This is a genomic window from Arthrobacter sp. 001422645 (genome assembly GCF_059816125.1).
The window spans coordinates 450,182-463,661 of sequence record NZ_JCBANT010000001.1; the positions used below are offsets into that span (position 1 = coordinate 450,182).

Here is a 13,480-nt window from a genome sequence, read left to right on the forward strand (position 1 = left end):
GGCTTAGAGCCCCAGCCGGGCCACCGCTTCCTGCCGCATGTCCACCTTGCGGATTTTCCCGGAGACGGTCATGGGGAAGCTTTCGCGTACGTCTACGTAACGCGGGATCTTGTAGTGTGCCAGCTTCCCGCGGCAGAACTCGGCCAGGCTGCCGGCTTCCAACGGCGCGGCACCGGGTTTGAGGATGATGCACGCCATCAATTCCTCCCCGTACTTGACGTCCGGCACCCCGATCACCTGAACATCCTGGATATCCGGATGCGTGTAGAGGAACTCTTCGATTTCGCGGGGATAGACGTTCTCGCCACCGCGGATCACCATGTCCTTGATCCGGCCTTCGATCACGATGTACCCGTCCTCGTCCATCCGGGCCAGGTCCCCGGTATGCATCCAGCCGTCGGCGTCAATGGCCTCGGCGGTCTTGACCGGCTGGTCCCAGTAGCCCTTCATCACGGAGTATCCGCGGGTGCACAGCTCCCCGATCTCACCGCGCTCCATCACCTCGCCGGTCACCGGGTCCACCACCTGGCTTTCCAGCCGCGGCATCGTCCGGCCGACGCTCTCGGTGCGTTGGGCCATGGTGTCCACGCTGCGGGTCATGGTGGACACAGGTGAGGTCTCCGTCATGCCGTAGCAGATGGCGACGTCCCGCATGTTCATCTCCGAGATGACGCGGTTCATCACTTCGATGGGACACAGCGAGCCCGCCATCACCCCCGTGCGCAGGGTGGAGAGGTCGTAGGACGCGAAGTCCGGCAGGGCGAGTTCGGCGATGAACATCGTGGGCACGCCGTACAGTGACGTCCCGCCGAAGTCCTGGACGGCTTCCAGCGCAGCGGCGGGCGTGAATCCCCGGCCCGGAATGATGGTGGCGCTGCCGTGGCTCAGGGCGGCCAGATTGCCGATCACCATGCCGAAGCAGTGGTAGAACGGCACCGGCAGCACCACCCGGTCGTGCTCCGTGTATTCCAGCAGCTCACCGATCGAGTACCCGTTGTTCAGGATGTTGTAGTGCGAGAGGGTGGCGCCCTTGGGGAAGCCCGTGGTGCCGGAGGTGTACTGCAGGTTGATCGCGTCGTGGGGGTCTAGTTCGGCCATGCGCGCCTTCAATGCGGAATGGGCGACGTCGTCGGCCCGCTTGAGCAGCTCCGCCCACGTCCGCTCCTCCTCCCGTGCCGGGACGCCGGCGGTGAGGCCGGGCTGGCCGGCGTCGGGCAGGAACACGAGTTCGCGCAGCTCGGGGCATTCGGCCAGCGCCTGCCGGGCCATATCGGTGTAGTCGCTGTTGCGGTCCGACGGCGCCGCGACCAGCATCCGCATGCCGTTCTGCTTGACCACGAACTCCAGCTCATGGCTGCGGTACGCGGGGTTCACGTTGACCAGGATCGCCCCGACCTTGGCAGTCGCGTACTGCAGGATGGTCCATTCAGCGCAGTTCGGGCTCCAGATACCGATCCGTTCGCCGCGGGCCACGCCCAGGGCCAGCAGCGCGCGCGCCACCCGGTCGACGTCGTCGTTCAGTTTGGTGTAGCTCCAGCGGCGGGCTTCTTCCCCCGGCACCGCGGCGGCCTCGATCAGGGCGTCCTGATAGGGGAACCTGGCCACGATCCGTTCGAAATTCTCGCCGATGGTTTCCTTGAGCAGCGGGACGTCAGTGTCCCCGGCTGTGTATGAAAGCATGGTGTGACGCTACCAACACTCGGCCGCCAAAAGAAGACCAAAGCTTGGATGTCCTACGAAATCTTCGGGACAAAAAGCCGCCGCCCGGTATTGTGAAAACCATGAGCGCACCCATTGACCTTCAGGCCATCTTCATCCCCAACGACGGCGAGTTCTTCCGCGTGAAGCTCGCGCTGGAGATCGCGATCGACGAGGTGGTCAACGAACCCGGCTGCATCCGGTACGAACTCACCGAGGCCAGCGAGGACAAGCTGGTGCTGACCGAACGGTGGGCCTCGCAGGAGGATCTGGACAAGCACTCGAAGGGCACGGCGGTCCAGGACCTCAACGAGTCCCTCAGCGCCCTGCTGGCCGAGCCGGTCCAGCTCGTCACACTCTAGGCACGGCACGTACCCGGTCCCGGCCCCGGAAGCAACAACGCGGGGGCACTCCCCGCCCATCAATCTCAGGATCATGGGCGCGGAGTGACCCCGCGTTGCTGTAGGTCGGGCTGCTCTGCTGTTCGGGCGGGAGCGGCCGTTAGGGCTGGGGGCGCTCAGGCCTCCGGAATCTGGCTGCCGTCCTGCTTGCTGGCCGCAGCGGCCGCCTCGGCCTGGGACCGGGCCACGTGCGCGTGGACTTCCTCCATGTCGAGGGCCTTGACGGCGTCAACCACCTGCTCCAGCTGCTGGGCGTTCAGGGCGCCCGGCTGCGAGAAGACGAGGACCTTTTCGCGGAACGCCATCAACGTCGGGATGGACGTGATGCCGGCCTCGGCGGCGAGCTGCTGCTCGGCCTCGGTGTCCACCTTCGAGAAGACAACGTCCTGGTGCTTCTCGGAAACTGCGGCGTATGTGGGTCCGAACTGCTTGCACGGGCCGCACCATTCGGCCCAGAAATCAACGAGGACAATGTCGTTGTCCTCGACGGTCGATGCGAACTGTTCACCTGTAATGTCAACGGTAGCCATGGGTCAACGGTACGCGAGCAGCCCGGCCTTGTCCCCTGCATTTCGCTGTTGGCACATCCATATGACGGCCCATCAAAACCCCGGGCGTGCCCCGCCATCTGGGCCGGGGCCCTTGGACCCTAGCCCGCACAACGCCCACGGCCTACCATCGGCGCCATGCCTCCAGCCCCGGGAAACACCGCCAGCCAGGCCATCACGGTTGGCTCCATGACCAAGAAGTTCGGCCACCGCGAAGTGCTCCACGGCATCAGCTTCGGCATCGAGAAGGGCTCCGTCTTTGGCGTGATCGGGCCCAACGGTGCAGGGAAGACGACCGTCATGAGGTGCCTGCTGGACATCATCCGGCCCACGTCCGGCACGTCGACGGTACTCGGCGAGAACCCCCGGGCCGCAGGCCCGTCGCTCCGCCGCCGGATCGGCTATCTGCCCGGCGAACTGTTCCTGGAGGGACGGATCACCGGGCGCAAACTGCTGTCCCATTATGCGGACATCAGCGGACCCGTCAGGCCGGGCCGGGTCGATTCCCTGGCGGAACGGCTGGGCCTGGACCTGGACCGCCACACCCGCAAGCTCTCCAAGGGAAACAAACAGAAGCTGGGACTCGTCCAGGCGTTTATGCATGATCCCGAGCTGCTGGTGCTGGATGAACCGACCAGCGGGCTGGACCCACTCGTCCAGCAGGAATTCCTCGCCATGGTCCGCGAGGCCCAGGCCAACGGCCAGACAGTCTTTCTTAGTTCGCACGTGCTCAGCGAAGTCCAGCAGGCCGCCGACGAGGTCGCGATTCTCCGTGACGGCCGGATCGTCACCGTCGCCACGGTGGACAGCCTGCGGCAAGGTGCGGTGCGGCACGTGCGGTTCACCGCCTCCGGGATTTCGACGGCCGACGCCGGCGCGCTGCTGGCACGGGTGCCCGGGATCGGGCACCTTGAGGTGCTGCCGGCGGGCGACGGCGTCGAGCTGTCCGCCACGCTGGGCGGCGCGATCCAGCCGTTACTCCGGGTCCTCGCCGGCCTCGAACTGACCGAGCTGGTGCTGGAGGAACCGGACCTCGAGGAGTCGGTCCTTGAGCTCTACGGAACCATCCGCGGCAATGGCCCCGGCACAGCCGACGTTAACGGGAACGGACGCCGCCGCCGCCGGAGAGGACACGGCGCATGAAGCGGCCGTTGCCCCTCTTCAGGAGGGCCTTCGTGGACTCCTGGCACTCTACGCTCGGGTGGGCGGCAGGGCTGGCCGCAACGATCTTCATCTACCTGCCGCTCTACCCCTCGATCGGCGGAAGCCCCGAGATGCAGGGTGTGATGGACGCCTTTCCGCCGGAGATGATCAAGGCCCTCAACTACGACCAGATCACCTCAGGACCCGGGTACACCCAGGCCACGATGTTCGGGCTGATCGGTTTCCTGCTGATGACCATCGCGTCGGTGGCGTGGGGAGCGGCGGCCGTCGGCGGGGACGAGGAATCGGGCCAGCTTGAACTCACGCTGGCGCACGGCGTGACCCGCACGCAGGTGGTTCTGGAGCGGGCGCTGGCCATCCTGTTGCGGGTGCTGCTGCTGGTCACCCTGGTGTTTGTCCTGATCCTCCTGCTGACCGATTCCGCGCAGCTGAACATCAGACCGGAAAACCTCCTCGGCACCTCCGTGCTTTTTGCCGGGCTGATCATGCTCTCGGGCAGCACGGCGCTCTTCCTCGGCGCGGTGACGGGACGGAAGACGTACGGTGTGGCCGCCGGCGCCGGCGTCGGCGTCCTGGGTTACGTGTTCAACGCCGTCGGCAGGCAAAGCAAGGAGGTCGACTGGCTCCTGAACCTTTCGCCCTACAGCTGGGCCTACGAAAACAACCCGGTAGCCAACGGGGCTGACTGGGCGGCCGCCGGCTGGCTGTGGGGTATTTCGGCCGCCCTCGTGGCACTCAGCGCCGTGGCCCTCAGCAGGCGGGACGTCGGGACCTAGGCGCGGCCGGGCTTAGGTGCTGGCCGTCTCAGGCCCAGACGTGCGGCGCCGGGCGCCGCGCCCCGGGCAGGGCGTTGGTTTCCCGCCATTCGTGGATCCATTCGGGCAGTTCGAGGTCCGCCGGAGGCGCCCCGAACTCACGGATGATCTCCTCCTGGCTGACCGGCTTGCCCTTGCTGACCAGGCGGGTGGCGATGAATGCGCGGGCGTAGATTTCCCCGTCCACCACCATGCGCTGCTCGAAATAGATGGCCTTCTCGTCGAGGCCGATGATCTTCGTTTCGATCGTGTACCGCTGCCACAACTGCAGCGAACGTCGAAAGGCGATGGTTTCCCCGGCCGCCACCGGGCTCCATCCCCTGCGGCGCATGGCCCTCCAAGTTCCGCTGCGGGCCATCAGATCGAACCGGCCCAGATCCATCAGGGAGAAATACATGCCGTTGTTGACATGCATCGCAATGTCAATGTCGGTCGGCAGGACCTTCAGCGGAAGTGACGACGTGTCCCAGATGCTCAGCGGCGAACGGCGCGAGGACGTGAAGAGCAGGAGAAGCGTGCGGAGAAGCAGATGCATGGGCATCATGTTACCCGCGAGTAACAACCCTGCCAAGGATGGAGACTGCGGTTTTGTGTCCGGTTCCGTGGACCAGCCGACAGTTGCCGGTCCCGCCACGCGGCCCCGCGGGCGCGATTGAGGACTACGCTGTCCGGATGACATCAGACCTGACCGTCAGGCCCGCCCTATTGGGTGACGCCGCAGGCATTGCGCGCGTGCACATCCAGGCCTGGCGTGAGAGCTATGCCCACCTGCTGCCGGCGGCCTCACTTGCCGGGTTGGAGCTGGGTCCGCGGGAAGAAAGGTGGCGCGAGATCATTGCCGTTGCCGCCTCGGACGTCTGGGTGGCCTGCCGCGGGACGGACATCGTCGGCTGGGCGAGCGCCGGCGCCGGGCGTGACGACGACTCGCCCCGGCCCAGGGAGCTGAACGGGATCTATGTGCTCGCCAGTGAGTACGGCTCGGGGGCGGGGCAATTGCTGCTGGACGCAGCCGTGGGCAGCGGCGGCGCGTATCTCTGGATCGCCGCAGAGAATCCTCGTGCCTTCGCGTTCTACCGGCGCAACGGTTTTGTCCCTGACGGCGCCACATCGGCGCATGAACTGGTAGGGACGGCGGTCCCGATCCTGCGGATGGTGCGCTGAGCAGTCCGCGGGGCCTCGCGGGCGCAGCTCAGTCTGTGGCGATCAGTTCGGCTTCAAAGCCGTCCGAATTCACCAGATAGGCGGCGAAGTGGTCCGGGCCGCCGGCGTGCGGATACTTCTCCGGGAAAAGTTCGCGCCAGCCATGCCCGACGGCGGCTGCCGCCAGGGCGTCCACCTGCTGCCTGGTCCCCGCGTTGAATGCCAGGTGGTTGAGCCCGGGCGCGGTGCGGTCGTGCGTCCGGCTGCTCAGGGCCGGGGATTCCTCGACGACGATGTAGGTGGTCCCCCGCCGCCAGCTGCACCCGTCCGGCCAGTCCTGGTAGGGCTGATAGCCCAGGCGGGCCAGCAGCCAGCCCCATTCGTCCTTGGCACGGCCAAGATGCGGCACCCATAGCTCGACGTGGTGCAGGGCCCCGAGGGTTTCATCAGTCACCAGGAGAGTCTCGCACGGCTGAGGACACTGGGTTTGGCGGGTGGCCGCGCCTCAGTACAAAATCCGTTGATAGAGGACGTGGTCCTGCCAGCCTCCGGCAATGTTGAGGTAGGCGGGGGCTATGCCGATCTCCGTGAAACCGGAGCGTCTGAGGATCTTCTGTGAGGCGGCATTGTGCTGGAGGGTCGCGGCCTGCAACCTGTGCAGGCCCAGCTCGTCCCGGGCCTCGTCGACGGCGAAAGCCACCGCTGCCGAGCCGAGCCCGCGCCCCGTGTAGTCCTTGTCCACCCAGTATCCGAGGTGGGCGCTGAGGAACGGTCCCCGGACGATGCCGCTGAGGGTCATCAGCCCCACAATCGCCTCGCCGTCCGTCAGGACCCACGGAACATCGGAGCCGGCGATGAACAGGGCGAGCTTGGACTGAACGCTCACCATCTGACCGTCAACGGTGAAAAACTCCTCGGCCCGCAGCGGCTCCCAGGGCGCCAGGTGGTCGCGGTTTCGCAGGTAGGCGGCGCACATAAGTTCCGGGTCGGAGGCTCTGAGGATCCGGATCCGGACGCTGCCGGCCAGGGGCGTGCTCTTACCCGTCATCTGAATGCTCCGCGCCAGCTCAACCTGGCGTGAGCCAGTACGGCTGGACCCGCTCCGCGGCCGAGGCCAATTCGTCACCATTTACCGCCATGGACTCCTGCGCCATGCCGAGGTCCGTCCACTGCGCGACGATACGCAGCTCGCCGAGCGGCGGCAAGGGCCATAGCCAGAACTTTGTGGAGGAATTGGCCTCGTCGTCGCTGCCCGATCCGCTTCCGCCCCCGGCCGTCGTCAGCACCGGTCCCGGACCCGGGTCAGCAGGTTCGATGCCCCAGTTCGGCCACTCGTCCGCCGTGGCTTTCCGCCCGTCGGGGAAGGCCACGCCGAGCCGGAGTCCCCCGCCGCCGCCGTGCGGGCCAGCGCGGAAGGAGGCTCGGTTGAAGCACCGCTCGCACAAGGCCGCCCATTCGGCGTCGGTTTCGGTTCCCCGGCGGACCGTCCACACGAGTTCGAGCACGCAGCCGGTGGAGTACACCTCCGCGCTCGTCACCGCCATCACCATCTGCGGAGTGCGCCGGAGGAACTGGCCGACACCGACGACGGCGGGAAGTTCATCCGACGGCGGTGCCGCCCACGGGGGAACCACAAATTTGGGCTGCCGCGGCCGCTCCGGCGGCACCGGAAGTTCGTCAAAGAAGGACATGCCTCATCCTTGCACCATCGTCAACCCACGCACGGCGCACCAAGCCCGAGACGCCGCCTCGGACTCGGTCCAGCGGCTCAGGATTCGTCGTCGTCGTCATCATCGTCGTCGTCCTCGCTCGAATCCGTACCCCGGACAGTGACGCTGGCGACGCCGTGCAGGTCCATGAGGGGCATAACGAGGTTGCGCAGCGGATGACGTCCGAAGAACCTCACCTCCATCGAGACCATCGGTTTCTGCTCATCCCCTGTCCTCCGGGTACGCAGAATCGAGGAACTGAACCCCATGGTGGTGGCGATTTCGAGGATCTGCCGCAACACGCCCTGGCCATCGGCGTAGTCGATGTGCATGACCCGGTTCCTGTCCACGGAGGGGATTTTGCGGACGGCCGGGGCAATCACGAACAGTGTGATGAGGTGGAAAATGGTCAGCACCACGCCCAGCGAAACCATGCCCGCCCCGCAGGCCATGCCCACCGCGGCGGAGACCCAGATGGTGGCGGCCGTCGTGAGCCCGCGGACAACGTCCCGGCCCTTGAAGATGACGCCGGCGCCCAGGAAGCCGATCCCGCTGACGATCTGGGCCGCGATGCGGGACGGGTCCAGGACGGCCCCGGGCTCCATAACGAACGCGAACCCGTAGGCGGACACCAGCGTGAAGGCGCACGAGCCAAGTCCGACCAGCACGTGGGTCCGGTATCCCGCGCTCTTCTGCCGGACCTGCCGCTCGATGCCGATCAGGGAACACAACACGAACGTTGCGAGCAGAAGGCCCGCTTCCACCAGGCTTGTGTCAGTGAAGAAGAACATGCCGCCCGCCTTCCTTGGCCGGTCAGTCTGTGGCGCCCGGCCGGAGATCACTGCCTCTAGTGCTGACTTTAGCAAGGCCGCCGCCGGTCGTCGTCGGACACTTTTTCAGACCGTTGCCGGGACGGCGTTAGCCCGTCGCCGCCGATACCCTGAAGGTTCTCTTCCTTCGGAGGTGCCCCCGCCATAGGATCGGAGAACGCCGCCGACCTTGCAATGCGGTGCGGTGAGGACTTGGGGGCCGCCATGCATGAGAACAATGCCATTTCGTCGACGTCGCAAAACATCCGCGACGCTGTCAGCACTCTGCTGGATCTCGTGCTGGACAGCACCGAGACAGGAGCCGACGTCGCCGATTTCCTGGCCGAGTTGGCCAGCCTGACGGCGGGAGAGCTGTCCCGCCCGGAACGCGAAGTTTCCTGCGGGATCACCATCAACCGTCGGAAGCAGCCCTCCTCAGCTGTGGGCAGCAGCGGAGAGGGCTCCGTCAGCAAGGTTCGGATCCCGCTTGAGCTCGACGGTGAGGACTCCGCCGTCGTCAACCTCTATTCGCCGCGAGCCGGGGCTTTCTCGGGCGAAGACCTCGCGGCCGCGCACCGGTTCGCCGACGACGCCTCGCGGGCACTGCTCCTGGCGCTCCGGATCTCACAGCTCCGGGAATCGCGTCGGGACCTGTCCGCCGCCATGCAGTCGCGGACCATCATCGACATGGCAATCGGAGCGATCATGGCCCAGAACCGGTGCGGCAGGGACGCCGCTTTCAAAATCCTCCGCAACACCTCCAACAACAGGAACCTGAAGATCCGCGACGTCGCGGCAGGAGTCGTGGCCTCCATCGCCGGCGATACCGACTTCACCGCACGCTTCGAGGAGTAACGCCCCGGCGGCAATCAGAAACAGGAGGTCACCATGGAAGATCCCTACGACCTGGAACGGTTCATCCTTGCCCAGGACGCGGGCGGAACGTACCGGCAGGCCCTCGACGAACTCCGGGGCGGTGCCAAGCGCAGCCACTGGATGTGGTTCGTGTTCCCTCAGCTCGCCGGGCTCGGGCAAAGCCCCACGGCCCGGAAATATGCCGTCACGTCCATTGATGAGGCGCGATCCTACCTCGGGCACCCGGTGCTGGGTCCGCGGCTGGTCGAATGCGCTGAAGTGGTGGCCGGGCTCGAAGGCCGCACTGCGGGGCAGATTTTGGGTGGCATCGACGAGCGGAAGTTGCATTCCTCGATGACTCTCTTCCTCCGGGCGGACCCGCTGCAGCCCGTCTTCCGCGCGGTCCTGGCGAAGTACTTCGAAGGGCTGCCCGATGCGGCCACGGACCGGCTTCTCGCCGGGCGGGCCTGACCGGATTACGCGCCCGGCGCCGCCAGCGCCGTGATCATCCGTTCCATGCGGGCGACGCCGGCGTAGCGGCCGGCGTTGTCCGTCACCAAAAGGGGCTCAAAACGGCTGGAGGTGGCCCGAGTCATGGACCGGGCCAGCGCTTCGCTCAGCGGAGTGTCCAGATTCACGCGCATCCCGGGGCTCACCAGGCCCAAGCCCGCGGCCACCGGGTCCAGCACACAAACCGGGCGGAGGTGGTCTCCGATCAGCACCACCGACTGAAGCGCCGGGCTTGTGGCAAAGGCTTCCGCGGCGAGCGCGGCGGTGGTGGCCGTCGTCGCGGATTCGAGGACGTCACGGATGACGGCCTTATGGGTCACCGGCGGTTTCGATGCGAGACGGTGCGCCAGGTCCAGGTCAATGCCGGCCCACGACGGCGCGGGCCTGGCCAGGTAGTAACCCTGCACCAGCGGCACGCCAAGGGAAACCAGGGCGTCCAGTTCCTCCACGCGCTCCACCCCCTCGGCCAGGATCCACGCATCGACCCGGCCCGCAAAAGTACCGAGCATCTCGATCAGGGCGCGTTTGGCTTCGTCGCGGTCCACATCCTGGATCAGTTCACGGTCGATCTTGATCAGCGAGGGTCGCAGCGCCAGCAAGTGCCGCAGTCCCGCATAGCCGGCCCCGGCGTCGTCGACGGCGATCAGCGCCCCGGCGGCACGCAACTGGTTCAGGTCCGGTTCCAGCCCAACGTAGGAATCGATGGGGGTCTGCTCGGTGAGTTCGACGACGATCCCGCCCAGGTTCCCCTCGTTCCGCCAGACGCTCCGGATTTCCTCGGTGGACAGCAGTTCGGGTGAGACGTTGAGGGTCAGGAAGCAGTTGGGAGGCAGGGTGGAGCGGGCTGCCAGAGCAGTCCGCAGGGCGGCCGATTCCAACTCCGCGGATTTCCCGTGGCTCCGGGCCGCGGAGAACCACACTTCGGGGTTCTTCTCGGAATAGCCGGGGAAGCGTGCCAGCGCTTCGTAGCCCACCACCGTGCCACGCGACGTGTCGACGATCGGCTGGTAGGCCGCGGCGAGGCCTTCACCGCGGCAGGCGGCCGCCAGGAGTTCGTCCCAGTCCGGGCCCACAGAAGTACCAGCGCCGGGGACGGACCCGCCTGCCGCGGGACTGCTCAACTAACCGGAACGATTGCTTTGTGCACCGACTGGACCACTTCGGTCGGCAGATCCACCAGGCCGTGCGCGGACGCGGCGTGGGCGGCGACGTTGACCAGGATTTCATCTTCCGTGCTGCAAACCCATTTGGCTTCACAACCGGGCACTACATCACCACATGCAAACGATTTCACTAAGGCTCCTTATATTCGACGGCGAACTGCACCACCCTACTGCGCCACCCGCTGGAATTCGGCGATATTAGCCATCGGCCACCGGGTGTTTCGGGCCGCTTGCACGGTGTAGTTTGGCTGCATGATCAGGATTGGCTCCATCGTCATCCGTGTCGATGACCTCCAGCGCCAACTGGACTTCTGGACGTCCGCTTTGGACTATGTGCCGCGGCGGCCTCCCGAAGAAGACTTCGTTGTCCTTGAGCCGAGGGATGGGGCGGGCCCGAACATCTCCCTGGACCGCGTCCCGGCGAAGGTCCACGTCCCGCCCCGCATCCACCTCGACCTCTATTCCGGCCAGCAGACGCACGACGTGGAACGGCTCCTGCGACTGGGCGCGAGCCGCGTGGAATGGAGCAAGCGTCCCGCGGACGCGGACTACGTCATCCTGGCCGATCCCGAGGGCAACCGCTTCTGTGTCGTGGACACCGCCGGACGGTAGCACGCCAGGCTAGGGCCGGTCCCCTGCCATCGAAGCCTGCCGGGCCGCCGCTTCGATGGTGGCGCAGTGTCCGGCCCATTCGGCCGGGGTCCGCTGCGAGAGATTAGGGTCGCCGGGCCGCTGGCCGGCCGTCCCGTCGATGAGTTCGCGCAGGATATCGGCGTGGCCCAGGTGCTGGGCCGTCTCGACGCACAGGTGCACCAGGATCTGCTGCAGGGTCACGTGCCGCCGCTCCCCCGCCCACCAAGGGACCTCGCCGGGGGCGTCGAGCGGGAGCGCGTCGATCGTCGCATCAGCGTGCGCGGCCGAGAGCCGGTGCAGTTCGATGATCTGCTCCCGGGTTTCGTCCGCGGCCACCCACAGGTCGGCGTCCGGTGCGGCGCCATCAGCGAACCACGGCAGCTCCACACCGCTCGGCCTGCCGAAGACGTCGCCAAGGTAGCCGAGTTCGACGCTTGCCACGTGCTTGACCAGGCCCAGGAGGTTGGTGCCTGTCGGAGTCATCGGCCGGCGGGCGTCGTATTCGCTGAGCCCGTCGAGCTTGCCGAGCAGGTCGGCGCGCCGCGTGCGCAGATAGCTGTGCAGAATCGCTTTGTCATCCATGAAGCGCACTATATCGGAGCACTCCGCGGGCCCCGGACCTTACAGCGGAGGGACCGCGCCGTACGACTTGGGAAGCTCATACGGGTTGACGGGGCGGTCCTCGTCCAGGGAGGACGGCTCCCTGGTGGCATAGCTCCGTGCCGTGTTCAGCTCGCGGGAACGCCGGCGCAGCCCGTAGCCGAGGAATCCCAGTCCGCCTGCCAGCAGCGCCAGTCCGACAACGAATAGACCGGTCGCGCCGGCATCGGCACTGCCGGAAGCCACGTGAAAAAGCGGCGTTGGCAGGACAACAAGAGTTGCGGCCAGGGCAACGCTCCCCACCGCAATCTGCCACGTTCCTTTGGACTTCATGGTTCCCCCTCCATTGTGTCTGTCAGGGTTCAGTAAACCGGTTCCCCGGCCAAAGCGGAAGAGGAGGCAAGGTATCGACGCGCGGCTCGATGCGGAGGAGGATTAAGGGGCAGTCACGATAAGGAGGTCAGTGATGTGCTATCAGTACAACAAGGAATTCCGGCGGGACATCAAGAAGGATGAAGCAAGGGAACCAAAAGAAACAACTGCGCGTCCGGAACCCCGGGCGAAAAGGCCTGACTTCAAGTTCTGGGCTTTCCCCCGCCGCAGCAGGGAATTTACGGTCGAGGAGCCGGCGCAGGCCGACCAAACCCGCGAGAGGGTTTAGCCCGGAAATCGACGGAAGGCTCCTCCACGAGGGGCCTTCCGCGCGAGCACGCATGCCCTGCAGGCCTACCCGACAAACGTACGGGAGACTGGAAGTCCCCGATCGCAAAGGCAGGACCACATTGATCAGTCTCCAGCAGGACGCCGAAGGCTTCATCCGCATGAAGAGGCACTTCCCCGGCAGCACGGTCATTTCCGTCACCTTCAACGACGGGTCCTCGGAGGAGTTCTCCGGCGAGCAGCTCAACGCGATCTATGACGAAGCCCTGGCCGTCTACCGGGCAGAAAATCACCTGGACGCCAAGGGATACTCCCGGGCACCGAAAAAGACGGTCCAGCCTTCCACCAAGATCGAGTTCGTCGCGGTGCACCCGGGCATGGCCAAGTAGCCGCCCGGCGAGCCCTTGACACCGCGTGACGGGCGGCCTATCGTACAACCAAATGGTTGTAGATTAGTTGAGGGATGCCGATCTTGACCGCCTGTTCCAGGCGTTCGCCGATGCCACCCGCCGGGACATCGTCGCCCGGGTGACGGCTGGCGAATACTCCGTGTCAATGCTGGCGGAGCACTACGCCATGAGTTTCGCCGCCGTACAGAAACACGTGGCGGTATTGGAGCGCGCCTCCCTCGTCACGAAGGAGAAGCGCGGGCGGGAGCAGATCGTGCGGGCGCACCACGATGGCCTACAGCGAGCTCGACGGCTGCTCGATGAGTACGAAACGATCTGGCGGCAGCGCGCTGACCGGATCGCAGACATTCTCGCAGAGGGATAGG

20 protein-coding genes are annotated in these 13,480 nt (G+C 66.1%); 9 read left to right on the forward strand and 11 right to left on the reverse strand.

The features are described from left to right. Positions 1 to 3: 3 nt before the first annotated feature. A complete protein-coding gene (locus tag AC6EUH_RS02090) occupies positions 4 to 1,680 on the reverse strand; it encodes an AMP-binding protein (RefSeq protein ID WP_499737660.1) in 1,677 nt (558 codons plus the stop codon). A gap of 101 nt (positions 1,681 to 1,781) precedes the next feature. On the opposite strand from AC6EUH_RS02090, the gene AC6EUH_RS02095 reads away from it, so the two are divergent. Beyond that, complete coding sequence (locus AC6EUH_RS02095) at positions 1,782 to 2,060, forward strand: putative quinol monooxygenase (RefSeq protein ID WP_056425040.1); 279 nt, start codon at positions 1,782 to 1,784, stop codon at positions 2,058 to 2,060. Positions 2,061 to 2,215: 155 nt separating this feature from the next. On the opposite strand, the gene trxA is transcribed toward AC6EUH_RS02095, so the two are convergent. Then, complete coding sequence (gene trxA / locus AC6EUH_RS02100) at positions 2,216 to 2,629, reverse strand: thioredoxin (protein ID WP_056425038.1); 414 nt, start codon at positions 2,627 to 2,629, stop codon at positions 2,216 to 2,218. A 156-nt stretch (positions 2,630 to 2,785) separates the two neighbouring features. Here trxA and AC6EUH_RS02105 point away from each other — a divergent pair, with 156 nt between their 5' ends. Further along, complete coding sequence (locus AC6EUH_RS02105) at positions 2,786 to 3,790, forward strand: ABC transporter ATP-binding protein (RefSeq protein WP_056425035.1); 1,005 nt, start codon at positions 2,786 to 2,788, stop codon at positions 3,788 to 3,790. Further along, positions 3,787 to 4,587, forward strand: coding sequence for an ABC transporter permease subunit (locus tag AC6EUH_RS02110; RefSeq protein WP_499737661.1), 801 nt, complete (start codon positions 3,787 to 3,789; stop codon positions 4,585 to 4,587). The genes AC6EUH_RS02105 and AC6EUH_RS02110 overlap by 4 nt, the downstream gene beginning before the upstream one ends. Positions 4,588 to 4,615: 28 nt before the next feature. On the opposite strand, the gene AC6EUH_RS02115 is transcribed toward AC6EUH_RS02110, so the two are convergent. Beyond that, entirely contained in the window at positions 4,616 to 5,161 is a 546-nt protein-coding gene (locus AC6EUH_RS02115) for an acyl-CoA thioesterase (RefSeq protein WP_056425029.1), read from the reverse strand. A gap of 137 nt (positions 5,162 to 5,298) precedes the next feature. On the opposite strand from AC6EUH_RS02115, the gene AC6EUH_RS02120 reads away from it, so the two are divergent. Continuing rightward, a complete protein-coding gene (locus tag AC6EUH_RS02120; RefSeq protein WP_499737662.1) occupies positions 5,299 to 5,787 on the forward strand; it encodes a GNAT family N-acetyltransferase in 489 nt (162 codons plus the stop codon). A 28-nt stretch (positions 5,788 to 5,815) separates the two neighbouring features. On the opposite strand, the gene AC6EUH_RS02125 is transcribed toward AC6EUH_RS02120, so the two are convergent. From AC6EUH_RS02125 to AC6EUH_RS02140, 4 genes are all read right to left on the reverse strand, one after another. Then, complete coding sequence (locus tag AC6EUH_RS02125) at positions 5,816 to 6,220, reverse strand: VOC family protein (protein WP_499737663.1); 405 nt, start codon at positions 6,218 to 6,220, stop codon at positions 5,816 to 5,818. A gap of 51 nt (positions 6,221 to 6,271) precedes the next feature. Then, positions 6,272 to 6,814: a GNAT family N-acetyltransferase gene (locus AC6EUH_RS02130; protein ID WP_499737664.1), complete on the reverse strand. Its 543-nt coding sequence runs from the start codon at positions 6,812 to 6,814 to the stop codon at positions 6,272 to 6,274. 19 nt (positions 6,815 to 6,833) lie between these two features. Continuing rightward, a complete protein-coding gene (locus AC6EUH_RS02135; RefSeq protein ID WP_056425022.1) occupies positions 6,834 to 7,457 on the reverse strand; it encodes a hypothetical protein in 624 nt (207 codons plus the stop codon). A 77-nt stretch (positions 7,458 to 7,534) separates the two neighbouring features. Beyond that, complete coding sequence (locus tag AC6EUH_RS02140; protein WP_056425019.1) at positions 7,535 to 8,266, reverse strand: MgtC/SapB family protein; 732 nt, start codon at positions 8,264 to 8,266, stop codon at positions 7,535 to 7,537. Between the two features lie 243 nt (positions 8,267 to 8,509). Here AC6EUH_RS02140 and AC6EUH_RS02145 point away from each other — a divergent pair, with 243 nt between their 5' ends. Continuing rightward, the gene (locus AC6EUH_RS02145; RefSeq protein ID WP_156367472.1) at positions 8,510 to 9,139 is read left to right on the forward strand and encodes a GAF and ANTAR domain-containing protein; all 630 of its coding nucleotides are present in this window, start codon (positions 8,510 to 8,512) and stop codon (positions 9,137 to 9,139) included. A 33-nt stretch (positions 9,140 to 9,172) separates the two neighbouring features. Continuing rightward, complete coding sequence (locus AC6EUH_RS02150; protein ID WP_499737665.1) at positions 9,173 to 9,610, forward strand: DUF1810 domain-containing protein; 438 nt, start codon at positions 9,173 to 9,175, stop codon at positions 9,608 to 9,610. Positions 9,611 to 9,615: 5 nt separating this feature from the next. Here AC6EUH_RS02150 and AC6EUH_RS02155 read toward each other — a convergent pair whose 3' ends face one another. Beyond that, positions 9,616 to 10,722 carry an EAL domain-containing protein gene (locus AC6EUH_RS02155; RefSeq protein WP_499737666.1) on the reverse strand — a complete coding sequence of 369 codons (1,107 nt, stop codon included), beginning with the start codon at positions 10,720 to 10,722 and terminating at the stop codon, positions 9,616 to 9,618. Positions 10,723 to 10,766: 44 nt separating this feature from the next. Then, positions 10,767 to 10,943, reverse strand: coding sequence for a DUF1059 domain-containing protein (locus AC6EUH_RS02160; protein WP_082492518.1), 177 nt, complete (start codon positions 10,941 to 10,943; stop codon positions 10,767 to 10,769). Positions 10,944 to 11,064: 121 nt separating this feature from the next. Between AC6EUH_RS02160 and AC6EUH_RS02165 the strand changes: the two genes are divergently transcribed. Then, on the forward strand, positions 11,065 to 11,424 hold the full coding sequence (locus AC6EUH_RS02165) for a VOC family protein (RefSeq protein WP_499737667.1): 360 nt from the start codon (positions 11,065 to 11,067) through the stop codon (positions 11,422 to 11,424). 9 nt (positions 11,425 to 11,433) lie between these two features. Here the strand turns inward: AC6EUH_RS02165 and AC6EUH_RS02170 are convergent, their stop codons facing one another. Next, positions 11,434 to 12,027, reverse strand: coding sequence for a DinB family protein (locus tag AC6EUH_RS02170; protein ID WP_056426551.1), 594 nt, complete (start codon positions 12,025 to 12,027; stop codon positions 11,434 to 11,436). 39 nt (positions 12,028 to 12,066) lie between these two features. After that, positions 12,067 to 12,378, reverse strand: a complete 312-nt coding sequence (locus tag AC6EUH_RS02175; RefSeq protein ID WP_499737668.1) for a hypothetical protein — start codon at positions 12,376 to 12,378, stop codon at positions 12,067 to 12,069. 449 nt (positions 12,379 to 12,827) lie between these two features. On the opposite strand from AC6EUH_RS02175, the gene AC6EUH_RS02180 reads away from it, so the two are divergent. Continuing rightward, positions 12,828 to 13,094 carry a hypothetical protein gene (locus tag AC6EUH_RS02180; protein ID WP_056424997.1) on the forward strand — a complete coding sequence of 89 codons (267 nt, stop codon included), beginning with the start codon at positions 12,828 to 12,830 and terminating at the stop codon, positions 13,092 to 13,094. A 67-nt stretch (positions 13,095 to 13,161) separates the two neighbouring features. Beyond that, positions 13,162 to 13,479, forward strand: a complete 318-nt coding sequence (locus AC6EUH_RS02185; protein ID WP_499737669.1) for an ArsR/SmtB family transcription factor — start codon at positions 13,162 to 13,164, stop codon at positions 13,477 to 13,479. Position 13,480 lies beyond the last annotated feature (1 nt).